Annotated in this window: 20 protein-coding genes and 1 pseudogene; all 21 read right to left on the reverse strand. The window is 45.5% G+C overall.

Going from position 1 to position 24,079, the window contains the following annotated elements; genetic code table 11:
* Window positions 1–340 precede the first annotated feature (340 nt).
* Window positions 341–1,063: an amino acid ABC transporter ATP-binding protein gene (locus tag NE562_RS10620; RefSeq protein WP_280962395.1), complete on the reverse strand. Its 723-nt coding sequence runs from the start codon at window positions 1,061–1,063 to the stop codon at window positions 341–343.
* On the reverse strand, window positions 1,050–1,832 hold the full coding sequence (locus NE562_RS10625; RefSeq protein WP_419196005.1) for an amino acid ABC transporter permease: 783 nt from the start codon (window positions 1,830–1,832) through the stop codon (window positions 1,050–1,052). The genes NE562_RS10620 and NE562_RS10625 overlap by 14 nt, the downstream gene beginning before the upstream one ends.
* A 77-nt stretch (window positions 1,833–1,909) precedes the next feature.
* Window positions 1,910–2,704 carry a basic amino acid ABC transporter substrate-binding protein gene (locus NE562_RS10630; protein WP_280962396.1) on the reverse strand — a complete coding sequence of 265 codons (795 nt, stop codon included), beginning with the start codon at window positions 2,702–2,704 and terminating at the stop codon, window positions 1,910–1,912.
* 673 nt (window positions 2,705–3,377) lie between these two features.
* Window positions 3,378–5,237: a histidine kinase dimerization/phosphoacceptor domain -containing protein gene (locus NE562_RS10635; protein ID WP_280962397.1), complete on the reverse strand. Its 1,860-nt coding sequence runs from the start codon at window positions 5,235–5,237 to the stop codon at window positions 3,378–3,380.
* Window positions 5,234–5,800, reverse strand: coding sequence for an ANTAR domain-containing response regulator (locus NE562_RS10640; protein WP_280962398.1), 567 nt, complete (start codon window positions 5,798–5,800; stop codon window positions 5,234–5,236). Before NE562_RS10640 ends, NE562_RS10635 begins: the two co-directional genes overlap by 4 nt.
* 351 nt (window positions 5,801–6,151) lie before the next feature.
* Window positions 6,152–7,114: a D-2-hydroxyacid dehydrogenase gene (locus tag NE562_RS10645; RefSeq protein WP_280962399.1), complete on the reverse strand. Its 963-nt coding sequence runs from the start codon at window positions 7,112–7,114 to the stop codon at window positions 6,152–6,154.
* A 62-nt stretch (window positions 7,115–7,176) separates the two neighbouring features.
* The gene (locus NE562_RS10650; RefSeq protein ID WP_280962400.1) at window positions 7,177–8,328 is read right to left on the reverse strand and encodes a glycerate kinase; all 1,152 of its coding nucleotides are present in this window, start codon (window positions 8,326–8,328) and stop codon (window positions 7,177–7,179) included.
* Between the two features lie 257 nt (window positions 8,329–8,585).
* Window positions 8,586–9,719, reverse strand: coding sequence for a hypothetical protein (locus NE562_RS10655; protein WP_280962401.1), 1,134 nt, complete (start codon window positions 9,717–9,719; stop codon window positions 8,586–8,588).
* A 41-nt stretch (window positions 9,720–9,760) separates the two neighbouring features.
* Window positions 9,761–10,732, reverse strand: coding sequence for a carbohydrate kinase family protein (locus tag NE562_RS10660; RefSeq protein WP_280962402.1), 972 nt, complete (start codon window positions 10,730–10,732; stop codon window positions 9,761–9,763).
* Window positions 10,733–10,774: 42 nt separating this feature from the next.
* Window positions 10,775–11,815: an alcohol dehydrogenase catalytic domain-containing protein gene (locus NE562_RS10665; protein WP_280962403.1), complete on the reverse strand. Its 1,041-nt coding sequence runs from the start codon at window positions 11,813–11,815 to the stop codon at window positions 10,775–10,777.
* A 37-nt stretch (window positions 11,816–11,852) separates the two neighbouring features.
* Window positions 11,853–12,920 carry a zinc-dependent alcohol dehydrogenase gene (locus NE562_RS10670; RefSeq protein ID WP_280962404.1) on the reverse strand — a complete coding sequence of 356 codons (1,068 nt, stop codon included), beginning with the start codon at window positions 12,918–12,920 and terminating at the stop codon, window positions 11,853–11,855.
* A gap of 22 nt (window positions 12,921–12,942) precedes the next feature.
* Window positions 12,943–13,935: an ABC transporter permease gene (locus tag NE562_RS10675; protein WP_280962405.1), complete on the reverse strand. Its 993-nt coding sequence runs from the start codon at window positions 13,933–13,935 to the stop codon at window positions 12,943–12,945.
* 15 nt (window positions 13,936–13,950) lie between these two features.
* Window positions 13,951–14,967 carry an ABC transporter permease gene (locus NE562_RS10680; RefSeq protein ID WP_280962406.1) on the reverse strand — a complete coding sequence of 339 codons (1,017 nt, stop codon included), beginning with the start codon at window positions 14,965–14,967 and terminating at the stop codon, window positions 13,951–13,953.
* 5 nt (window positions 14,968–14,972) lie between these two features.
* Entirely contained in the window at window positions 14,973–16,496 is a 1,524-nt protein-coding gene (locus tag NE562_RS10685; RefSeq protein ID WP_280962407.1) for a sugar ABC transporter ATP-binding protein, read from the reverse strand.
* A gap of 96 nt (window positions 16,497–16,592) precedes the next feature.
* Window positions 16,593–17,837, reverse strand: a complete 1,245-nt coding sequence (locus NE562_RS10690; RefSeq protein WP_280962408.1) for a sugar ABC transporter substrate-binding protein — start codon at window positions 17,835–17,837, stop codon at window positions 16,593–16,595.
* A gap of 27 nt (window positions 17,838–17,864) precedes the next feature.
* A complete protein-coding gene (locus NE562_RS10695; protein ID WP_280962409.1) occupies window positions 17,865–18,776 on the reverse strand; it encodes a class II fructose-bisphosphate aldolase in 912 nt (303 codons plus the stop codon).
* Between the two features lie 33 nt (window positions 18,777–18,809).
* Window positions 18,810–19,745 carry an aldo/keto reductase gene (locus tag NE562_RS10700; protein WP_280962410.1) on the reverse strand — a complete coding sequence of 312 codons (936 nt, stop codon included), beginning with the start codon at window positions 19,743–19,745 and terminating at the stop codon, window positions 18,810–18,812.
* 460 nt (window positions 19,746–20,205) lie between these two features.
* Window positions 20,206–20,704, reverse strand: a pseudogene (gene tnpA, locus NE562_RS10705) (IS200/IS605 family transposase).
* A gap of 27 nt (window positions 20,705–20,731) precedes the next feature.
* Window positions 20,732–21,871 carry a glycerate kinase gene (locus NE562_RS10710; RefSeq protein ID WP_280962411.1) on the reverse strand — a complete coding sequence of 380 codons (1,140 nt, stop codon included), beginning with the start codon at window positions 21,869–21,871 and terminating at the stop codon, window positions 20,732–20,734.
* Between the two features lie 28 nt (window positions 21,872–21,899).
* On the reverse strand, window positions 21,900–22,865 hold the full coding sequence (locus NE562_RS10715) for a D-2-hydroxyacid dehydrogenase (protein WP_280962412.1): 966 nt from the start codon (window positions 22,863–22,865) through the stop codon (window positions 21,900–21,902).
* Between the two features lie 107 nt (window positions 22,866–22,972).
* On the reverse strand, window positions 22,973–24,079 hold the full coding sequence (locus tag NE562_RS10720) for a phosphotriesterase family protein (protein ID WP_280962413.1): 1,107 nt from the start codon (window positions 24,077–24,079) through the stop codon (window positions 22,973–22,975).

The following is a 24,079-nucleotide window of genomic DNA, read 5'->3' on the forward strand; positions in this document are numbered from 1 at the left end:
CTTTCACATGCTCCTCGATCATCATAGCACATGATTTATCCAAACGGAAGTACAGCTTTAAACTGTTAACAGGCCATAGCTGTTATCGATTCCATTTTCTCGATATAGCGATTTAGAAACGCGGAAAATCTTGCAACTACAAAGATTTTCCGCGTTTCTTTCGGTAGCTCGCTACGCTCGCAATAGTATACGCTGCAGTAGCCGCAGCGGCGGGGTGAGGTCACCCCGCCCTACTTCTTGGTTTATCTCCCATTTTCAGTAACGAGAAAACCGTTAAGCGTAGGGCGGGGTGACTCACCCCGCCGCATTTCTAATTGTGAGCGTCAGCAAACCCCTGTTTTTACAACACCTTGGACAAAAAGTCCTTTAAACGGGGATTCTGCGGATTGGCGAAAAACGCCCCCGGTTCGTTTTGCTCCATGATGCGCCCCTCATCCATGAACAGCACGCGGGTGCCGACCTCGCGGGCAAAGCCCATTTCGTGCGTGACGACCACCATGGTCATACCGTCCTCGGCCAGCTCCTTCATGATCTCCAGCACTTCACCGACCATTTCCGGGTCGAGCGCGGAGGTCGGCTCGTCAAAAAGCATGACGTCCGGATTCATGGCGAGCGCGCGGGCGATCGCGATGCGCTGCTGCTGTCCGCCGGAAAGCTGAATTGGATAGCTATCCGCCTTATCCGGCAGACCGACGCGGGCCAGCAGCTGCAAGGCGCGATTTTCCGCTTCCTCATCGCTCATGACCTTGAGCTTTACCGGCGCAAGCTTGATATTCTCCTTAACGGAGAGATGCGGAAACAGATTAAACTGTTGAAATACCATGCCCATCTTACGGCGGACGATATTAATATCAGTTTCTTTAGAGGTAATGTTTTGCCCTTCAAAAATGATAGCTCCGCTGGTCGGTTCCTCAAGTAGATTCAGACAACGCAAAAAGGTAGACTTACCCGAGCCAGACGGCCCGATGATAACAACCTTTTCACCTTTCTCAATATGTTCGTCTACACCCTTGAGCACCTCGTGGTCTCCAAAGGACTTATATAAGTCTTTAACGACGATCACTTGCGCGCAACCTCCTTTCGAGCAATCCGAGCAGTTTAGTCAAAATCATGACAATTACCAGATATATAATCGCTAAGCTGATGTATGGTACGAATGGGTTGTACGTATTGGCAACAATATTCTGTGCTTGTTTCGTTACATCTCGCAGCATAATAACAGACACAAGCGAAGTATCCTTTAGCAGGGTGATCATTTCATTTCCAAGCGCGGGCAAAATATTTTTAATGGCTTGCGGAATAATAATGTACCACATGGTTTTTCCGTACGTCAACCCTAACGAACGGCCCGCTTCCATCTGTCCTCCGCCGATCGACATAAGACCTGAACGCGCGATTTCTGCCACGTATGCACCTGAATTAATGCCCAATGTTACAATGCCGCATACTACCATTTGGCTTTGTTCTTTTGGCACAAAAACAACGAAACCCATGATGAGCAGTTGCACCATCATCGGCGTGCCACGGATTACGGTTAGATATACCTTACAGATTGCGTTAATCAAGCTCAAAATTGGATTAGGTCGGCCTATACGGCGGGAATCGTGCGCTGAACGAATTACAGCTACGATCAGACCGATAATGATACCCAGCGCCAGCGCTCCCAACGTGACCATAAATGTAATTTTAAGGCCATCTACAAACCATGTCCATCGATCTTGATAGACAAAGGTTTGATAAAGTTGAAAAAAGAATGTTTTCATCCCATCAGGCAATCCCTGTAGCCAGTCGGGCGCCGTCTGTATCCAGTTCGCAAATGTCAGTTGGCTCACAGCTTTTCCCCTTTTCATTGGTATTTGCAGAAAAGGGGCGGCATCCGCCGTCCCTTTCTACTGAACATTTCGTAAAATTACTTTGCAGGAATATACTTTTCAATAATACCGGAGATTGTACCGTCATCCTTAAGTTCCTTCATCGCGGCATTAACCTTATCCAGCAATTCCGTATTATCCTTTGCGATTGCTGCAGCGTAATCTTCTATTGCATACTCGGTATCCAGAATCTTCAGCCCCTGATTGGCTTCCACATAATTCTTAGCCGGCTCGTTATCAATGACAACGCAATCCACCTGACCATTTGTTAATGCGGCAACCGCCAGAGCGCCATTATCAAACTGCTTGACCTGTTCCTGACCGTAAGCATCGGTGCAGTACAAATCACCGGTCGTACCGGACTGTACACCAATCGTCTTACCATCCAAATCATCGACCTTAGCTATTTCAGAATCTTCAGGAACAATGATTACCTGTACACCGGTCGCATAAGAATCGGTAAAGGTCACCGCTTCAGCACGCTCCGGATCAACAGTCATACCAGCCAGAACGATATCAATCGTGCCAGCCTGTACCGCAGGGATCAGCGAGTCAAACGCCATATCGGTAATCTCCAGCTTCATCCCCAGCTTTTCAGCAATCGCACCGGCAATTTCCGCATCAATACCGGCAACTTCATTATTCTCATCTACGAACTCATACGGCGGGAATGCCGCGTTTGTACCCATACGCAACGTATCGCTGACTGCATTGGTATCTCCACCGTTGTTCTCCGGGGTTGTGTTCTCCGGTTCCGCCGGCTTACTGCCGCAGCCCGCCAGCAGGCTCATGCTCATCGCGCCTGCGAGCAGCGCGCACACTAATTTCTTCATTCGTTAAACTCCTCCTAATTTCGGTTTTGGACAACCGACTTTCAAATCAAGGTTTATTATACGGTCTTTCGTTTAAAAATGCAAGTAGTAATTCCATCATTTCTTACGGCGCGCAAAAGTTTGTAGGTGTTTACAAAAGTCTAATTTTTGCAACAAATTTGCCCGCCAAGTCACAATCAGTGCATCGATTCGTATGACCCTCTACGTCCCCCCGCCGTTTATGCAAATCCTTATCCTTTGGTGTATACGCAGGGTACCTGACTCTTGCTAAAAAACCAGAAAAGCATCCCAAATCGGCCAGTAATCGGGATGCTTTTCTGATTTTAAAGAGATTGTCGTAAGACGGAGTTCGTGAATCATTCAAGTGCCTCGTCTATCAGTTCAAGCGTCGACAGACAGTGGTGTACGTCCGCAAAATAATCATATAAATACCGTAGCCCAACCCTTTCCAGACTATTCGCTTCGATTAACTCTCGGCAAAGCATTTATTCGGCAGCGCATTTATGGGATCATTTTCCAGACATCACGCCATTCAAATACGCCACTCTACCTCCTCTAAGGTTTGCAGCGCCGCGAACTTAGAACAACCTCTTTTTCATTTGTGGACTTCACATATACTATCAGGTTTGCTTTATAAGAGAACATTACTTCGCTCTTTACCACTTATCACTGGTCAAAATCGCTGCTCTACGGCATTTACAGCCATAATTCGGTTGCGCGGAATTTCCATTTTAAAATGATAACCATTGTCAGAATAGGAATAAATACTGGCGCCCATTTCCAGCGACATGTTTTCGATGATAGAAACCCCAATTCCTTTAGATTTTGAAAAGTTTTTTGAATCAATACCCGATCCATTATCCGAATATTGGAATGTGATTTTGTTTCCATCATTAAAGCATTGAACAAAAGCTCTATAATCTTCCCTTTTGCAATTAACAAATGCATGCTTTAACGTGTTACTGATTAATTCATTTACCAAAAGAGCAATTGAGGTTGCTTTATCATACGGAATGCTGATATTATCCATTTGGATATCAATATTTAGTTGGGTTGCCCTGTATAATTTGCAGATTTCCTGAAAAACAGTGCGCAAATTAATAATATTCTTTCCAGAACCATCATGACACAAAAGATCATGAATACTTGCAATGGTGTTGATACGCTTTATAGCTGCTGTAAAGACATCTTCTATCGCAGGGTTAGCATTTTTTTGAAGGAAGAGAAGATTGGATACTATTTGAAGGTTGTTTTTTATACGGTGATGGCTCTCCTGAAGTAACACGGAACGGCCAAGAAGCCGCGAATTATCCATTGCAATGCAGATTTCTTTTGCAAAAAGTTTCAGGTATTCCTCGAATCTATAATTAGGATAATGCCGTTTGGCATATAGGATTTGGATAAGCCCCACCGTATTAGAGTCAACCGAAAAAGAGTATACCAGCATATGTTTTAGCTGATTTCTTTGTTCGAAAAACAAAGATTTGGCCGATTTGGAAAAATCGTATATCTGAAATTGGGTATCTGCGCATAATGAAAAAACCTGCTCCTGTCGAATAAAGGAGCAGGACTGTACGTTCTCTGAACTACAAATCTTCTCCAACATCTCATTATTTGCAATGTCAACAAAATAAATGATCGCACCATTCGAATCAAATGCTTTGGCCATATCTTCCGCCAGAAAATTCAGACGTCTGTTAAGCGTCAGTTCAGAAATTGATATATCACGTGCTTTTAGGATATGCTTCAAAACATGCGGAATTTTTGAAACATCATCAGGCGTCTCATACAGTGTTCTTAAATCTGAAAATTGTTGAATAATCTTGCCCGGATCTTCTTTCACCTCATTGATGTCAAATGTTTGCTGAATGCTGTCTTGATCAAAAACAGAAATCCGGTCAGAAAAAACCATGCCCATCTCTATGTTTTGGCACACATAAATGATAGAAACGCCTTTTTCCTTCAACCACCTTATAATTACAGGAAGTTGAATCGCCGAGCTATGCTCGAGCCAGTTATATGTATCACAAAAAACCGCAATACGCGGTAGGCAAACACATACGCGCAGAATATCTAACAGCTTTTTTTCAGAAAAGCTCATATCGGATACTGGCTTTTCGAGGTTGAGTTGGAGTCCCAACTCTTTCAAAATTTTCTGACAGGATATGATGTTTTCCCTTTTTAGTCCAAATATGGACTTTTTATGAATAAAGATATTTTCTTCAGCCGAAAAAAAGGATATTGAATCCTCGCTGTTGCTAATCACCATAATTTCGCTCCAGTTCGGCTTTCTTTTGGATACAGTTTTCCCCAAAAAGTCGAATTGCCCCATATACTTTTTGGGAGGATCACACAGGCTATTAACGAAATTTTGTAGTCCGAATGATTGTATTCCAATTATACCGTGACATTCTCCTGGCATTAACGTAAAACATATATCCCTAAGATCTATATTGCCGTTTGTCGTAGCAGTATAAAAATCCATATGAATTAAGGGTGAATCGCTTTGCGAGTTATCATTTTCTTTTTTCATATTTTCAAAATATCCTGTGCCAATAATACCATTTTACGGCTTTGTGAACTTGCTTTCTTCTGCATGAATCTCATGGCTTCTTCATCACTCATATTAAATTGTAACATCAAAGAAGACTTTGCGCGTTCTATAATCTTTCGCTCCTCAAGCGCAGTAATTGCCTTGTCTCGTTCATTCTGGGCGGCTTGAAGTTCATTATATCTAGTCATTGCCAGAGACAGTACCATTCTTACTTCTATATCGTCAACAGGTTTTTGTAAATAACTGAATACTCCTAATTCCAGAGCGTATTCCAACAAAGACTCACTTTTGTATCCTGTAATGATGATGGACGGAATGTCAAAATGTTCTTTGACCTTTCTCAAGAGCGTTATTCCATCCATTTCCGGTAAATTGATATCAACAAGAAGAATGTCAGGACGGAGTTTTACTATTTTTTCAAGGGCAGTTACTCCGTCGGTAGCAGTCCCAGCGACGATATGACCACCAGAAGTAACCATCGTTTTAAAACCGAATAAGACCATAGGGTCATCTTCAACAATAAATACATTCAATTTGTTCATAACTAATCTCCATTTCATTTGTATCCTTTAGCTTATATAACCTTAATATCGCTTCATCAAGATATGATAATATCAGGCGTAGTCACTAACTGTTTACAAATAATACCTACATCAAATCCCTTTGAAAAAGGAATATTTTAAAATGGAGCAGCACAGCTATACCCAATACGATTATCTGCTGCTGACAGGAAAACAATGTTTCAAGCAAGCACGCGGTTCTGCTTTTGGGTCGAACAAAAAACATGCAGAGCTCCGGATTTAACCTTATAACTTAGTATTATATATGATACCACAAAACCACAATAAAATCCAGTTCATCTGCTGTTGGGGGTAATTATTTAATTAAAAATATTACGAGACAACATTCATCGGACTGCCCGCCAAAAAAGCGCGGAGGTTCTCTGCGCTAGTATCCATGATGCGCTGTCTGCTTTCCTTAGGCGCCCATGAAATATGCGGTGTGATGATGCAGTTTTTCGCTTGCAACAGCGGATTGTCCGCGCGAATTGGCTCCGTATAGACAACATCCAGTCCCGCAGCCATAATCTTACCAGCGTTCAGCGCATCGGCGACGTCCTGTTCATGAATCAGCTGACCGCGCGAATTATTGATTAAAATCACACCATCACGCATTTTGGCAATGCTTTTTCGGTTAATCATGCCTGCATTCTCCGGCGTTAGGTTGCAGTGCAGCGTGATCACATCTGAATTTGCATAGAGCGTGTCCAGATCGACGTATGTCGCAATTTCCTTGCCGCTTTCCGTTTGGAACAGATCATATGTGAGCACCTTCATTCCAAGCGCCTTAGCAATTCGTCCCTCCATTTGGCCGATACGTCCGAACCCGATTATGCCGATGGTCTTATCCACCAGCTCGATCAGCGGATAGTCCCAATAGCAAAAATCTGCACAGTTCTGCCATTTGCCGTTTTTAACGGTGTCACTGTGGTGTCCAATATGATGACAAATCTCTAGCAGTAGCGCTATGGAAAACTGAGCGACCGCAGCCGTACCGTAGGTCGGCACATTGGATACGACGATTCCGCGTGCGCGCGCCTCTGAAACATCCACAACGTTGTATCCAGTCGCAAGAAGGCTGATCAGTTTAATATTGGGGCATGCGGCCATGGTTTCGGCGCTGATCGGCGTCTTGTTCGTATAAACGATCTCGGCCGATCCGATCCGCTTAGCGATCTCCTCCGGATCGTCGATCTTAGTGCGGTTATAAACAACCAAGTCCCCTTGAGCGGCGATAGGTTCCCAACTCAGATCCCCCGGATTCTCTGTGTAGCCATCTAACACAACGATCTTCATAGTTTATCCTTTCTATAACTCATCATCGATCCCATCGACACATTTTTTCGTAACCATTTCACCTATAGCCCTAATGTTCGGATGAGGCGAAACACCTGTTCCGCCGATCGCTCCATATTACAGCGCGCCTGTTTTGACTCCATTGCCGTTTGCAGCGTAACGATTTCCTGCAAGATAGGGAAAAAGGCGTCTATTCCTTCTCGGTTACAGTCCTCGGCTCCCGATCCGACGCTGCCGGCGAATGCGATCACTTTCGCGCCATAGCGCTTTGCCCGCCGCGCTACGCCGATCGGTGCTTTGCCCATCACAGTTTGTCCGTCCAACCGCCCTTCGCCGGTCACGACGATATCCGCACCGATCAACGCGTCATCCAGATGCGCCTCGTCGAGAACAATTTCAATACCCGGTTCCAAATCTGCTTTCATAAATGCACGAAATGCATATCCAAGTCCGCCTGCCGCCCCTGTGCCCGGATAGTCCGGATCGGATCGCTCCGCGTTTGGGCTCCACTGCCTTACCAAATCGGCGTATTGAGCCATCCAGCGATCCATGTCCTGAATCATTTCCCGCGACGCACCTTTTTGCGGCGCAAATACTACGCTGCACCCGGATTCCCCGCACAATGGATTCCTCACATCGCAGGCGATGCGAAAGGTACAGTCGTTTAATTCGGGGAGCACTTGCTCCGTGCGAATCTCCGCCAGCGTGGAAAGGCCTAAGCCTCCACCCCGTACCTTCTTTCCTGATGAGTCCAGCAGACCATAGCCGAGCGCTTGCAGCATGCCAATGCCGCCGTCATTTGTTGCGCTTCCACCGAGTCCAACAATAAAGCGCCTGCATCCACGTTTGATCGCATCGCAAATCAATTCGCCAACGCCGCGCGTTGTCGTGTGCAAGGGGTTTTTTTTCCTCTCACACAGCAGCGTCAGCCCCGCAGTACACGCCATCTCGATCACAGCCGTTTTCGTCTGTGGCAGAATTCCATAGGTGCTGTTGATCGGATCGCCCAGAGGACCGGACACACGTGTACGGATTAATTCTCCGCCAAAACCGGAAACAAGCGCCTCGACCGTTCCCTCACCTCCATCCGCCACCGGATGCACTGCAACTATTGCCTCTGGAATTGCACGTTGTATACCGTTCCGAATCGCTTCACCTGCTTCCAAAGAGGATAGACTTCCTTTTAAGGAATCAATCGCTACAACTATTTTCATTTCATGATCCTCATTTTTTCTTTTACAAGCAAATATGCTCTCTCCTTGGTGACAAGCTCATCCAGTTAGCATGTCTTCCTCGGAGAGAGTATATTTGTCTAGCCAAACAATTCTTCTTGACCGTTCTATTGTATTCGTAGGTCGGTCTTCTTATAGCATACGCTATATTGATTTCACTACGTATTTCTTTATTGCTCTGGCAATTAATCAGCTATGCCTTTCATGCTTTTGTGTGGCTGTTGACTCTCAAAATGAGTTTATTTAATGGTTAGCAATCTTTTTGGATTTTCAATCATGATAGTGTCGAGATCGTAATCGGTTACGCCATACTTCATGCACAGCTTGCGGAAAGTGGTAATCACATGGGAATAACCGTTTCCGCCAAACTCAGTCATCAGATAACGGTGGGCCAAATCGTGGGAAAGGAATACGCGTTTTGCATGACCTCTCATGCACAAATCATGGACCGCCTTTGCGCGATCGTAATCGGACGGATTATCCCAAGTAGCATAATCTGTATAGAACTCGTCGTTATCACCGCAGGTATCGAACTCGACCGACGCGCCTCTATCGCAGATTCCCACATAGTGATCAACCGCTTTGTCGAAAGTTAGATTGCGATTTGTTAAACAAGCTTCTCTGTGGCTCAGCACCACTCTTGTAAGATCACACCCTACCTCTTCCAGCGTATCAAGAATTCTGAAATCATACTCGTATGTATACGGCTCTACGTGAATGTTGACGCCCAGACCTGTTTCGCGCTGCGCAATGCCCATTGCTCTCAAGGCTTTGATTTCTTCATTAGTACATACCGGACCTACGCCTGTCTCGCCGATAATGCCGGGCTTGATGCCGGTATCGCCATAACCATTTCTGATCACATCGATAAAGCTATCCGCCAGTTGCTCGGCAGTCATTTCCTTCACTGCGTCGGGATGCGCCATCTCCAGATACAAACCGATCGAAGAAATGATATGAACGCCGGATCTCTTTGAGATATCGACCACATCATGCCAATGCTTGAGATCGGACACCACTTTGTAATTGCCTTTCTCGTCCTTTACAAAGTCTGCGCCTTCCTGCTTCATCAGCGGCCCAAGTTCACAGATAGAGCCGCCGCCGTTGTTTTTATATTTTTGCAGCTCGCGCACGATCAGGTCACAATCCTGACAAATACAGTTTTCATAAATCGCATATGGGTTTCCATGCAGGAAATGCAGATTTTCAAGCGTGATATGATCCTTGAAATACTTTGCGCCTTCCGGATCCTTTGAGGGTTCCGCATAGTACTGCAGGTTGCAGGTCGTGTGCTCATGAGGCAGAGTTTTTCCCAAATCCTTCGGATCGATTAACCCCAGTACGGTCATTACTTTTCCAGCGTTTTCATGCATTTTAATTTCCTCCTTTAAGTAAATAAGTTGTTATTATAAAGCTAGGCGTTTTGGCCCAGTCTTTTTTTCATAAATGTGAAAACCTGTTCCATACTCTTGACGCCGGTAGATGCTCCGATGGATCCGACACAAATTGCGCTTGTTGCTTTTGCATACTGGACACACTCGTGAATGGAACATCCCCTAATCAGCCCAGATATAAAGCCCGCCATAAAATTATCGCCGGCGCCAGTGGTGTCCACCGGATCCACGAAAAATGGAGTATCAAAAAATTCATCTCCATTCGATGTTTTAACGAAGCATCCTTTTCCGCCTAGCTTTATGATGATGGTTCCAATTCCAAGGCTGAGAAAGTAATCCGCCATTTGTTCTGTTTCCATCAAGCCGGTTAGGTTTTTCGCCTCTTTTTCATTGGCGAACAAAAAATCCAGATACGGCAGCGCCTGACTATATCTATTCATGGAGCAGTCCAGATCATCCGCTTTCACATCTGCGCAGGTGATACCGCCTGCCTCCTTTACCGTTTTAAAAATTTTTGTCATAGCCTCGTTTCCTAACAGCGGATGTACAAAAAGGCTGCCGATAGACACTACCTTTGCCTGTGTCAATACGGAATAATCAATATCTTTTTCACAGAAACTCGCAATACTGGATTTGCAATCCGTGGCGTTTGTGATATAAACTCTTGTATCATCCTTTCCTATCAGAATAATATTGCATACGGAAGCTATGTCTTGGTCTCCTCTAGCAATCAGGCTCATGTCAACACCCGATTTCTCTAGCTTATCGTAAAGAACATTTCCGGCATCATCTGATCCCAGCTTCGTAATAAATTTCACCTTATGCCCCAGATGGGAAAGCACAATCGACTGATTGGTCGCGTCACCGCCTGCACTAAAAGATATGGAGCCGACAATATTGGGCTCACGTTCAAAAAAACCATCTTTATCAATTTCAAATGTGGATATATCAAGAAGCGATGCTCCTATACATACAACATCTACAGTCTTCATAATTACCTCCTTACTTGGAAATAAAGTTGATGCTGTCACATATTAAAACTTAAGGACCGCCTTGACGATCTCCTGCTTCTGGGCAGCTGCCTCTTCAAAGGCATGCTGCGCTTCTTCAAAGTCGAACACCTTATTTACCATGGTCTTTAAATCAATAATACCTTCGGCTATCGCATTAATTGCCGTAGGATAAATATTGCGATAACGAAACACGGTCTTAATCGTAACTTCTTTTTCACTGATATCTTCAAATATAATAGATGAGGGTTTGAGCAGCGCTCCTACCAGTGTGATAACTCCCGCGCGACCGATGAGTTTCATACACATTTCCGCCGCCACAGGATTGCCTGCAGCTTCAAAAATATATTTCGGTTCTTCTCCCAAAATATGAATTACTTTTTTTATCACATCGCATTCACTGGAATTAAGGACGGCAGACGCGCCGAGCTTTTTAGCGGTCTGTAAACGGCTTTCAAATACATCGACAACAACGACATCACTCACGCCTTTTGCGAGACAGGATAACAGCACGGTCAACCCAATGCACCCCGCCCCAAAGATAACCGCCGAATCCCCTAAACCGATGCCTGAAATATTTGTGGCATGCAGCCCGACTGAAAGCGGCTCAATTAAAGCGCCTTCCAGAGAACTTACATCATCCGGAAGTTTAAATACCCATGCGCTCGGATACGACATATACCGCTGCATTGCACCCTTATAGTCCGGCGGGCATCCTAGAAATCTCATATCGCGGCAAAGGTTATATAAGCCTTGCTTACACATATCACATTTACCGCATCCGATACCTGCCTCAACAGCAACCCTGTCGCCTTCTTTTATCTTTGTAACATTTTTCCCTGTCTTAACGACTGTGCCCGCACACTCATGCCCAATCATGATCCCCTGTTCTTCTGCCGCCGCAGTAACATCTCCAAAATCGCCATTGAACGCATGAATATCCGAACCACAGATACCCATATATTCTATTTGAATTAACACATCGTCTTCTAATACTTCTGGAATGGGAAGTTCTCGTTTTTCAAAATTTGCCACACCGGTCAGAACATATCCTGTGTTTTTCATGTTATATATCACTCCTTGCCGCTGACTAAGAATCCACTCAAGGTATTAATACCACCTTACCGGATTGTTGTGTTTTCATCATTTCATATCCAGTAAGGTACTCATCTATGGGCAAGACATGTGTTATTGCATCTTTAATATTCAGCATGCCTGCTTTATATAACTCCATGCTGTTGTCCCATGATACTGCATCGTATCCCATATGACCGACTACGGTAATCTGCTTATCGATCAGCGGTATCAGAGTGTGATTGTAAATTGCAGCAACATTACCAATACGAATGAATTCACCGCCATGCCGAATATATTTATCTACTCCTGCCATAATGCTTGGAATGCCAACTGCATCATAGACAACCGCAACCGAATCTTCTCCGGTAATCTCCACAATTTTCAATGCTATATCCTCTTCACGATCCGATGCAAGCACTATATTTGCCCCCATTTTTTTTGCTATGGGCGCTCTGACTGTCATATCGCTGGACATTCCCACTGCGATTATTTTAGCCGCTCCGGCCAAATGACACATTTGGATTGCAAATAATCCGATTGGGCCTAGACCGAAGACAACAACCGTTTGCCCCGGCATGATATGTGAATCCTGAACCACAGCTTTATACATATTTGCGACAGGTTCCATGCATGCAGCTTCTTCAAAAGGCATCGAGTCCGGGATTTTCATGAGTGCGCTGGGATAATGCCTGATAGCCCCTCCCGGAATTAAACAATATTTTGCAAACCCTCCATCGGTTCCGCCTCCTAGGCCAATCCGATGCGCACACTGAAGAAACTGCCCCCTTTTGCACGCAGAACAGGTGCCGCAGGCATATGCGGTATTGTCTGATACAACCCTGTCCCCAATCTGCCATAAGGGCTCTACGTTTTTCCCCATCTCCACAATCTCTCCTGCGAATTCATGCCCCAGAGTCACTTCATGGTCCGCGTTAAAGGAACCGCTCAGCCAATGCAGATCTGCCCCGCATATCCCCGCAGCCTTTACCTCGATTAAGATATCGTCATCGCCGCATTCCGGAATCGGAATCTCTTTTAATTCCAGATGTTTCGTTTTGATCCAACGAATCGCTTTCATTTTTTCCATCCGCATGATTTATACCTCCTTTATAACGCTAGTTTCCTCTTGCATTTTTCAGTTTGAAAACAGTGACTGCGGTCGTTGCCAAAAGCATGACCGAGCCCAATACAATTTCCTTAGAAGCAACGGAGGTTCCCATAATTGTCATTCCGTTGGCTATAATTGCAATGAACAGCGAGCCAACAATAGTTCCCGGAACATTAAACACACCAAGTCTGAGAAAGCAAGCACCAATCATAAGCACTGTCATGCCATAGTTAAGCATATTAGCTCCCATTTCTTGAGCAGAGCCATTTAGCATGCTTGATTGGATGAGTCCTGCAATACCGCAGCACACAGAACATAGAATAAATGCTTTAATCTTTTGCCGATTGGCGTCAATACCTAGGAACTTACATGCAGTGGGGTTGGAACCGCCAGCATATATATATTTCCCGCCTCTTGTATGTTCCGTGTAATAAAGCATGATGGCAGCCATGACCACCAGTACTACTGCCGGCATCGGGATCACTCCCAGAAAGTATCCCTGTCCAATGTATGTGTAAATGGGTCCTATTCCTCTGCTGATCCCCATAAAATTCAGTCCATTGGTCATCCATTTTGCAATACCATTCACCATATAAGATGTCCCCAACGTTGCAATAAAGGAGGGTATCCTACAGTAAACATGAAGCACCGCATTCAGCAAACCTACGAGTACCATTGTGATCATAACAATCAACATGACTAGAAAATAATTTTTCATCCCTAACTGTGATATTAGAGTGCAGGCAAGAGTAGCGGCCAAGGTAAACTCTGCTGCAGCGCAAAAATCAGTTTCGCCTGCTGCGGTAATTAGTGTCAGGCCAATGCCGACAATGCCAAAAAGGCAGGCATTGCTTACTATATTTAGAATATTGCCCATGTTCCAGAAGGTTTGATTTACCCCTCCGAATACCAGCATGACCACAAATGTGACCAACAGCATCATGTAATTGGTCGCAAACTTTCCTATCGCTTTCTTTTTATCAGAAGACTCGTTATTCATACCAGCACCTCACCCTTAACTTCCGAAATTAACAGATGGCAACCCTTCTTTTCTCACCAACGCAATAATCAAAATGGAAATAACGAGAAGTACTCCCTGAATGAAGTCTCTGACAAAGAAAGAACCGCCTGCCGTGATAACACCGTTCTGAATCAGATACATCATAAATGCAGCTACCGTTACTCCCGGAATATTATACTTGCCGGGTTTATAGAAGGTCGCGCTGAGCATGACCGTGCATGTGGCCAATGAAAAAAGAGTAGTCCCCGCTGTAAGATTCACAGAATTCACGTAGGAAACATACACCACGCCAGCAAGAGAAATAAAGAAGCCGCTCATTAAATACGCAATGTATTTTGTTTTCTTTACATTAATGCCAACCTGCTTGCAGGTCGTTGCGCTTAGACCTACCGCGTATATATATCTGCCAATACGCATGCGTTCTAAGAACAGATGTGCAAATATTGCAAACACCGCAAATATAATAACCGGATATGGGATGACGCCAAACAGCATTCCTTGTCCAAGTACAATAAAATTAGGTCCCCACTTATTAGAAAACATAACGGTATTATCTGTCAGGTAACGGCATACCCCCATAAGAATGGTTTGAAGCGCCAACGTAGCAATAAAAGGGGGAACACCCAGCCCGACCACGAAGATACTAACAATACCGCTGATAGCAACTCCGACTATGATTGAAATCAGGGCTGCAGCCCAATACATATTGTCGGGCCATAGCATCATCAATTTGCCGATGATGGCGCCAGTAAGCGTCACCTGTGCGCCTTGCGCAAAATTCAAACCTCCTGTATTGAGTATAAAAACATTGGAAATCGCCATGAATCCGATAATACATGCAGAACGCATTACAGCCATCATATTAAACATGGTAAAGAATTCCGACGCAAGAATTTGGAAGGCAAGAACGATCAACCCAAGTGCGCCGAGCAAAAGCCATTTGGATGTTTTCTGGAGTACCAGCTGACGCCTATTTCTATTTTCTACGCTTTTTGTCCAATCATGAGACATGTTGCTTACCCCCTCACCGCTGCATTCAAAATAGCAGCTTTATCAAATGCTTTTCTTTCGACTTCCTGAATGATGTCTCCGTTATAATACACATATAGTCGATCAGTTACAGATAACAATTCATCCAGCTCCGAAGAAATGAAAATAACTGCCACATTGTCCTCATCGGCCAATCTTCTTATCTCATGATAAACTTCGTACTTAGCACCTATATCCATGCCATTTGTAGGTTCATCCAGTGCCAGAAGACAAATATTACTTACCTCCGTAGACCGTCCAATGATGATTTTTTGCATATTGCCGCCTGACAATTCCACGATTTTCTGACCTTTAGCCGAAAACTTAACATTGTTTTTTTGAAGAACCCGATCAACTAACTCCACCTTTTTCCTGTTTTCAATTGCACCAAACGGTGGTTTTGACAGTCTGTGCGAATAAAACAGATAAGATATGTTTTCTATCAAATCAAAGTCGGCGAATATCGCGTTAGCCCGCAACTCTGGAGTAAGAACCATTCCTCTTTCAATCATTTCTTTCGATGTTGTTTTTCTTATCTCCTCACCATTGAACTTATACTTCATGAAATCCGTATGTCTTAGCCCATAGATAGCCTCCAAGCTCTCTGTTCTTCCCGATCCTACCAAACCATACATGCCTACCACCTCCCCGCGTTTCACGCGGATCGGTATATGATGGGCGCGGTCATCGTAGAAAATATCCTCTGTAATTTCCAGAACATTTTCTTCTTTTGATATATCTTTCTCCTTCACCACAACCGGTTTGATTTTGGAATCTCTTAGCATTGCTGAAATACATTCTTCTTGTGTTGTTTCAGCTGTCATAGACACCTTAACCAATTTTCCGTCTGTAAACACGGCAATCCGGTCGGAAAGCGAAAACACTTCATCTAGTTTATGTGAAATGAAAATTATTGCGATGTCTTCCGCTTTACAGAGTCTCTTAATGAACTTAAAAAAAGGATCCACTTCACTTTTTCCAAGTGATGCCGTCGGTTCGTCCAGAATAAGAATCTTTGGGTTGTATTTCAGCGCCCTTAAAATTTCAATTTGCTGTTTATCGCCCGCGCTCATGGATTCCACCGGCGTATTCAGTTCGATATGAATACCAAGTTTATTCCTGATTTCTTCCGCGCATTTTAACATCTTTTTTTCATTCATAAGAGCTCTCGTCTGGGGTTCCTGACCAAAACAGATATTTTGAGCGCCTGTCAATCCTCCAATGAGGTTTCTTTCTTGATAAACCATAGCAATTCCAGCCTTTAAGGATTGCGCGACAGATTTCAAATGCACTTCTTTTCCATTAAGTATGATTTTTCCACTACTTGGCGCATAATTCCCAGTTATCATTTTGCAGAATGTGGACTTGCCAGCGCCATTTTCTCCAATGATCGCTAAAATTTCACCCTTATAAACGTCCAGCGAAATCTCTTTGTTTGCCACAAACTTCCCAAACTTTTTAGTCAAATCTTGCGTACTCATAATCGGCATTTTTGCAGTTCTATCGTCCATCGCTTTTCCTCTCCCAAACTGAAGCAAGTATTTTATTCAGGCAGTTGTAAAATGCATCTTTACAACTGCCTGAACAAATGCTATTGCAATAGATTTTTATGTATTTTCCGCACCAATCTGATATTCTTCCACAACATACTGACCCTTGCCGTCATCCCAGGTATACCATGCGTCCGTGTCTTCAGGATCATAATAGTCAAAATATTTGTGAACTGTTGCACCAACTTCCGGGCAGTTATCAATGGTAGTTACTACGCCGTCAGAATATACCACCTGTCCTGATTTCTCAATGATGCAATCAGCATCGCCGGGATTTAGCCCCTCAACCTGAATTTGCTGTACGCACTCACAGGTATTATGGGCATATGCCTCAGCCGGCTGTGAGTAAGTATATTTAAGCGGAGTATCGTTACGGATATATGCCCATGCTTGGGACCCACCATCGATACCTGTCGTGATCCACTTTTCTCCCTTCGGGTCACCACTTGCAATGATACCCTCCGCTGCGGTAGTTGCGTGATAATCGGAAGTGGTAAATAAGATATCCAACTCCTCACCGTACTGCTGAATCCATGTAGATGCAAAATCATATCCAGCCTGCGCTACACTTGTAGGTGCTGCCGCAATATCCTGTGTTGCGAGAAGGATTTCATTGGGATAGGCCCTATCAAATCCAACCAGTGCACGGCTTCTTTCACGCGTAACCAGAATACCTTCCTCAACCATTACCGTATAGTTGAAATTCCAGTCATAATCGGCGCCAATCTTATACATCAACTCAAGCATAGCGGTTCCGTTCTGTACGGTTGTATTGACAATAACGCCGGGGATTACCTGATTATCGATACAATACAAACCGATTCCTGCATTTCTAGTCTGCGTAGCCAGATCCTCATATTGTTCAAATGTATTCGCATTACCAACAATAATCGCGTCAACGCCCTGATTAATAAGATTCAGCCAATTCTCCCGAAGTGCGTTGTCCTGTTCATATACAACTGTAATCAAATCCCAGCCATAGTGGTCAGCATCGATCTCAACTTGACGAAGGAATCGCTGATGAATTTCGCCTGAAAGGCTTCTTACAAGATAACCCACCTTCAGCGCCCGGTCCTTAACAACCACCGGTCGAGCAAAGTTATCAAAGCTTCCGGCTGTTGTATCGGCTGACGGTTTCGTCTCTTTGTCGTCCGGAGTTGAAGTCGAATCTTCTTGCTGTGTGGGTGTATTATCCGGGGCTGTAGTTGATGAAGCAGGATTACCGCATCCTGCAAAAGTAGCTAACATCAAAGACAGGATTGCCAATAGTGATACTAATTTCTTCGCATTCAACTTTTTCATATGAACCCCTCCAATCATTGAATAGCATTATCTGTAATTGTTTGCTGTGACAGCTTCGCTCGCTGACGCCTGCATGTCAAGGGCTTGCGTATTGAATACCTCCAAAATATGTTTGGTTTCTGCTACAACGGCGTCAACCCCAACTTCCATCAACTGACGAGATGTCAGTCGTTTTCCTGCATTTTCCTCGGAAAGCTTTCGCATCGCATTGGCGCAATTAATTTGCATTCCCGAAATGTAATTGACTTTATTAATGCCATTTTCTACGGCTTTGGAAAACTCTTCATCCGGCAAGCCTGAACCGCCATGCAGCACAAGCGGCAGCCCGCCTACCCGTTTGCGTATCTCCTGAAGCCTAGGAATATCCAGATGTGGCGTTCCCTGATATGGACCATGGTTAGATCCAAATGCAACCGCTAAAGCATCAACCTTGGTAAGTGATGCAAATCGCTCTGCCTCATCCGGCTTTGTATAAAACTCCGGTTTAGCAACCCCCTCATCCGGAGTCCCCTCATAACCTCCTACATGACCAATTTCAGCTTCCACACTAACACCACATGCATGAGCCGCTTTCACCACCTCGCTTACAATTTCTACATTTTTATCAAACGGCTGTGTGGAAGCATCAATCATAACGCCACCGCAGCCATAATGAATTGCCTGAAGACATAATTCATAGCTGCCTGCATGGTCAATCATTATGCAAACCGGAACCTTTGAGCAGCGTCCCATTTCCAATAGCATCCGCATATGTACGTCCTGCCTAAAAGCATATGGGAAGGTAAAATCCCCGGAATACATGAGAATCAAAGGTTTGTTCATTTGTTCGCAAGCAAGCAGACATCCCTGAGCAGTAAAGAAATCATGACCATTCAAAGCCGGCACAGCATATTTTTTCTCGATCGTCTCGCTTAAAATTTCCTTTAACGTTACAAGCATATTTTACCTCACTGTTTTCATTGATTGAGTGTATTAATCCAGATATGTTGCAATTGCATCATTAATTTGTTTCATCTCTTCATCACTGAGCGCCCATTCAAACCCTCCGCAATTCTCCTTGGCCTCCTGCACACTTCTTGCCCCACATAACGCAGTATCAATAAAGCTTGTTTGCGTGCTCCAGTTTACAACAATCTGAGCCAGAGCCGCCGTTCGTTTTTCAGCAACCACGTCTAATGTTTCTAGTAGCTTCATGATCTTTGAAAATAGCGGTTCTGAAAAATACGGAAAGAAGTTACGAGCATCACCTTTGGGAAAATTCGGCAGTGTTCTATACTGTCCTGTGAGCACGCCGCTTCCAAGACTGCTGTAACTCATGGTTCCCATCCCTCTGTCATGAGCCCATCTTAAGAGCTCCTCATTGCTTCGGTCGGCCATATTATAGCTCAGCTGAACTGACTCAACAGGGCAATACTTTTCAGCTTCTATAATCTGCTCCTTGCTGAAATTGGAGACACTAATATGCCTGATTTTCCCTTCCCTTTTTAGGTCTTTTAATGCTTCCATAGTTTCCTGCAACGGCGTATTGGCATCCGGCCAGTGAAGCATATAATTATCGATATAATCAATCTCCAAATTTTTTAGAGATTGGTTAACACATTCATTAAGAAAATCGCGACTACTGCATTTTACAAAAATATTTCCGAATAGATTCATCGTACCGCCCTTGGTCGTGATATACAGTTTATCGCGAATTCCTTTGATGCACTGAGCCACCACCTTCTCACAGTTTCCTGAATCATACGCTAATGCAGTATCCAGATGATTAACGCCTCCGTCCACCATTGCATGAACAACATCAATGCTGTCTTTTAATCCCACATTGCCCCAACCACCTCCAAGTGTCCATGACCCGATGCTGAGACATGAAATGTCCCATCCGTAATTACCAAACTTTTTGTACCTCATGTTTCTCGTCCTCCTATTTTCATTGTTGGCTAACTACATAAAACAGATAGAAAAACGCAAAAAGAGCCCCTGTATTAAATACAGAAGCTCTCATAGCCTTAACGTTACCCCTGCCATAGGGGCTATTTAATTATGATGTGAATATACCACACCAGATTTTTAATGTCAATATATTTATTTATTTTTGTAGATATATAAATTTTTCAGGGATGTTTTTTATATATATTACACAACACTCATTAGGTCATATTAAAAAGCTGTGGCGTTCAGTTTTACTTTTTTGAACCTAGAGTCCGTATGTTCATTTCTTGTTCGCTAGTTCCTTCCCCCTTTTCTAGAGGTAAAATTGAAGTCACGACCACCCCAAAGCAGGGTGGCATGAACAAGCCCTATAAGGGCATAAAAAAGCTGGCACCTAAAAGACGCTGGCTTTCACTTCGTTCAAACCTTGATGGTAAGACTACTTACTACCCTTAAAAGGGTCAACATATTCTTTCTGACTTAAGCTATCTTCGATTTGATCCTGCTTATCTTGCTCCCTGATATATTATTGAATCGTGGCAGTATTGATTCCTACCGTGCTCATATAATATCCAGTCACCCTGAAATTACGACTGCCGAATTTTAATGAAATTCCCATGCCGATCAAATATCATCATCGCGCTTTTCCCTTTTAAATATCCCATAAACTGCGAGATACTGTATTTCGGCGGCACACTTACGAGTAAATGAATATGGTCAGGCATCATATGTCCTTCGACAATTTCCACGCCCTTCCACTTGCACAAATCCTTTATAATTTGCTGTATATCTTTTCGCAGTTGCTTATAGATTATTTTCCTTCGATATTTCGGTGTGAATGCGGTGTGATACTTGCATACCCACTTTGTATGTGCTAAAATGTTTGCTTTTGATATAACATACGCCGACACAATAAGACGCAGAGACAATGCGCTCATTCAGAGCAGCATGATCTCTGCGTTTTGTTATTTAGCCGCACGTAATAGACTGAACACCTGTAGCGCGGTTAGAAACAGGTTGTGGGCTGCATTTTCAGGATGCAGCGCGTGCTCCAGCGTGCAAGGCGCTTGCAGGATTGGAAAGTATGCGTCGATCCCCTCCGCATTCAGCGCCTCCGCATCGGGCGCAGCACTGCCGCAAAAGGCGACTACCAGTGCACCGAAGCGTTTTGCCATGCGGGCGACCGTGGCCGGAGCCTTTCCCATCGCGGTCTGCGCGTCCAGTCGGCCTTCGCCTGTGATTACCAGATCGGCATCCTGCGCATGTGTTGTGAAGCCTACGTTGTTGAGAATCACCTCGGCTCCAGACTGTAACTTTGCGCCGCAAAAGGATACGAGCGCATAGCCTAGACCGCCAGCCGCGCCGCTGCCCGGCATATTTTCTGTGGCAATTCCATATTTTTCACGAACGATGCCGGCAAGTCGCGACAGCGCCTCATCCAGCAGCTGCACCGTACCGGCATCCGCTCCCTTTTGCGGCCCAAATACGGCGGAAGCGCCGTTGGGACCGCATAGCGGGTTCGAGACGTCGCATGCCACTTGCAGGGTGGATACCGCAAGTCGCGGGTCGAGCCCGGTACTATCGATATCCGACACCCTCATCAAATCCGCTCCAAGCATGCCGACCGGATCGCCATTTTCGTCCAGAAACTTGCAGCCGAGCGCTTGCAGCATGCCCATACCGCCGTCATTCGTCGCGCTGCCGCCGATACCGATCATAAAATGGCGGCAGCCCGTGTCCAACGCGTCGCGTATCAACTCGCCCACGCCATAGGTTGTGGTATAAAGTGGATTTCTTTGCTCCTCCGGCACCAGCGCCAACCCGGCCGCCGACGCCATTTCCACAACCGCTGTTCGTCCGTTTTCAAGGATACCGTACAGCGCGTTAACCGGTTTCCCCAACGGTCCTATGACGCGCACCCGCCGTTTTTCCCCGTGCAGACTATCCACGACCGCATCCACCGTTCCCTCCCCGCCGTCCGCCAATGGTAAAACCGTGATTTTTGCGTTTGGAAACACCTGTCGCGCTGCCGCCGCCACGTTTCTCCCTGCTTGCAACGATGTCAGGCTCTCCTTAAAGGAATCGATCGCGATCACAATTTTCATATGCTTCTCCTTTGCCGCGCATACGCGATTACGAATTGACGACGTTTATAGGCGCGCCCGCTAAAAAGGCTTTCAGGTTTTCCATCGCGCATGTCAGGATGCGCGCGCGGCTCTCTTTTGGGGCCCAAGAAATATGCGGTGTGATGATACAGCGCGGTGCGGAAAGCAGCGGATTATCTCCGCTGATCGGTTCGCTGGATACTACATCGACTGCCGCCGCCGCTACTTTTCCCGCATGCAGCGCATCCGCCAAATCCTGCTCCACGATCAGCGGGCCGCGGCTGTTGTTAATCAGAATAACGCCGTCCTTCATCTTGGCGATGGTTTCCCGGTTAATCATCCCCTCGGTCTCGGGGAACAGAGGGCAATGAAGGGTGACCACGTCGGAAAGCGCCAACAGACCATCCAGATTGGTGTACTGTGCGATCTGTTTTCCCGTGTCGGTCTGTACCGCGTCAAACGCAAGCACATGCATGCCAAGCGCCTTTGCGATGCGTCCGGTCGCTTGTCCGATTCGGCCAAAGCCGATAATCCCGATCGTTTTGTCAAACAGCTCAATCAGCGGATAGTCCCAAAAGCACCAGTCGCTGCACTGTTCCCACTTGCCATCATGTACCGCTTGATCATGGTGGCCGATGTGATGGCAAATCTCCAGCAGCAGCGCAATGGCGAACTGACTGACTGAAGCTACGCCATACGACGGCACGTTCGTCACCGGTATGCCCTTCTCTCGCGCGTAGCGGTAGTCGACTACGTTGTAGCCCGTTGCCAATAGGCCGATAAACCGGATCGAGGGACAGCGGTCAAGCACGTTACGCGTAACAGGCGTTTTATTGGTGTAGACGATTTCTGCATCGCCAATGCGGCGAATGATTTCCGTTTCATCCGAAAGCGGCGTCCGATCGTAAACGGTCAATTCTCCGAACGTTTCCAGACCGCTCCAACTTAGATCTCCCGGGTTTTCGGTGTAACCATCCAAAATGACAATTTTCATAGCATTTCTCCCATTGCATGTCGATATAGTTGCGGGTTATTCTCAGTATACCGCGCCCTTTTTCAAAAAACAAGGAGCCGCCGGTACGGCGGCTCCTCACGTTCAGCTTACTCAATGGTCAATAGTCTCTGCGGATTATCCTTGATGATCGCGTCGAACTCATCGTTTTCAACGCCTACCAGATTGCATATCTCACGGAACCTGCCGATGATGTGATTGTAGCAATATCCCCCGCAGGTGGAAAATCGGTGTCTCTCAGCGGAATCGTGCGATAGCAAAATCCTATCCTGATAGCCACGCACGATCAGCTTATATACCGCCTGCGCGCGCTGCTTATCGGAGGCGTTGCACCATGCGCCATAAGTCATTTTCTCGTAGCTCATGTTGCCGACGCCGTCAAAGGAGATATACGCCCCCTTGTCCATCAGCGCCTGCAAATGTCCGAAAGCGTCGCTTTCGCTCCAATTATCCTGAATTAAGCAGGCTTCTCTGTGACTGAAGGCAAACTTGTTAAGGTCCATACCTTCTTCCTCAAACACTTTCAGGATTTTAAAATCATGCCGCCACTGGTATACGTTGACATGCACGTTGACCGGCAGACCTGTTTCCTTTGCCGCGATCGCGGCGGCGCGCAGGCACTTCCATTCGTCGTCGGTAATGACGTCGCTTGTACCGATCTCGCCGATGATCCCAGGCTTAATACCGGTTTTGCCATAACCGTTACGAATGATATCAATATACTGCCGCGCTAGATCGTCCACAGTCTGCTTGCTAAAATCGGTCTTTCCGTTTGGTGGGAAGTGCCCGACAGCGCCGACGATATAAATGCCGGACTGTTCGGCCAAAGCCTTGATGCGTTCCCAGTGCTCGTCGGTGGGCTTGCCCTCCGCATAAAACTTGGTGTTGTCGTCACAGGTCAGGTCGACGACCGTGCCGCCGCCGGCCTTCTGAAAGCGCCTGAGCTCCTCAACAAAGAGCGCATCGTCATAATTGAGCAAATTATCGCGTACACCATAGAAGTTTTCATTCAGGATGTAGTGCAGATTGTCCAGTGTGACCGGCTGCTCGAAATACTGCCGTTTTTCAGGGTCCGAGTCGGGCATTTCATAGTGATTGAGCCAGTTCAGCGTGTGCTCGTGTGGAAGCGTATGTCCCAGCATCTTTGGCTCGACAGGCCCCTGCACGGTCATAACCTTGCCTAAATTTTCTTTCAT

This window comes from Butyricicoccus faecihominis, from assembly GCF_024462775.1.
Classification (GTDB): Bacteria; Bacillota; Clostridia; order Oscillospirales; family Butyricicoccaceae; genus Agathobaculum; species Agathobaculum faecihominis_A.

Excerpts from the sequence above, each read along its gene's own strand:
- NE562_RS10720 (WP_280962413.1), bottom strand. The coding sequence starts at position 24,079 with ATGAAAGAAAATTTAGGCAAGGTTATGACCGTGCAGGGGCCTGTCGAG.
- NE562_RS10685 (WP_280962407.1), bottom strand. The coding sequence starts at position 16,496 with ATGGACGATAGAACTGCAAAAATGCCGATTATGAGTACGCAAGATTTG.
- NE562_RS10660 (WP_280962402.1), bottom strand. The coding sequence starts at position 10,732 with ATGAAGACTGTAGATGTTGTATGTATAGGAGCATCGCTTCTTGATATA.
- NE562_RS10640 (WP_280962398.1), bottom strand. The coding sequence starts at position 5,800 with ATGAACAAATTGAATGTATTTATTGTTGAAGATGACCCTATGGTCTTA.
- NE562_RS10630 (WP_280962396.1), bottom strand. The coding sequence starts at position 2,704 with ATGAAGAAATTAGTGTGCGCGCTGCTCGCAGGCGCGATGAGCATGAGC.
- NE562_RS10665 (WP_280962403.1), bottom strand. The coding sequence starts at position 11,815 with ATGAAAAACACAGGATATGTTCTGACCGGTGTGGCAAATTTTGAAAAA.
- NE562_RS10700 (WP_280962410.1), bottom strand. The coding sequence starts at position 19,745 with ATGAGGTACAAAAAGTTTGGTAATTACGGATGGGACATTTCATGTCTC.
- NE562_RS10695 (WP_280962409.1), bottom strand. The coding sequence starts at position 18,776 with ATGCTTGTAACGTTAAAGGAAATTTTAAGCGAGACGATCGAGAAAAAA.
- NE562_RS10680 (WP_280962406.1), bottom strand. The coding sequence starts at position 14,967 with ATGTCTCATGATTGGACAAAAAGCGTAGAAAATAGAAATAGGCGTCAG.
- NE562_RS10635 (WP_280962397.1), bottom strand. The coding sequence starts at position 5,237 with ATGAAAAAAGAAAATGATAACTCGCAAAGCGATTCACCCTTAATTCAT.
- NE562_RS10710 (WP_280962411.1), bottom strand. The coding sequence starts at position 21,871 with ATGAAAATTGTGATCGCGATCGATTCCTTTAAGGAGAGCCTGACATCG.
- NE562_RS10715 (WP_280962412.1), bottom strand. The coding sequence starts at position 22,865 with ATGAAAATTGTCATTTTGGATGGTTACACCGAAAACCCGGGAGATCTA.
- NE562_RS10650 (WP_280962400.1), bottom strand. The coding sequence starts at position 8,328 with ATGAAAATAGTTGTAGCGATTGATTCCTTAAAAGGAAGTCTATCCTCT.
- NE562_RS10655 (WP_280962401.1), bottom strand. The coding sequence starts at position 9,719 with ATGCATGAAAACGCTGGAAAAGTAATGACCGTACTGGGGTTAATCGAT.
- NE562_RS10690 (WP_280962408.1), bottom strand. The coding sequence starts at position 17,837 with ATGAAAAAGTTGAATGCGAAGAAATTAGTATCACTATTGGCAATCCTG.
- NE562_RS10645 (WP_280962399.1), bottom strand. The coding sequence starts at position 7,114 with ATGAAGATCGTTGTGTTAGATGGCTACACAGAGAATCCGGGGGATCTG.
- NE562_RS10675 (WP_280962405.1), bottom strand. The coding sequence starts at position 13,935 with ATGAATAACGAGTCTTCTGATAAAAAGAAAGCGATAGGAAAGTTTGCG.
- NE562_RS10670 (WP_280962404.1), bottom strand. The coding sequence starts at position 12,920 with ATGCGGATGGAAAAAATGAAAGCGATTCGTTGGATCAAAACGAAACAT.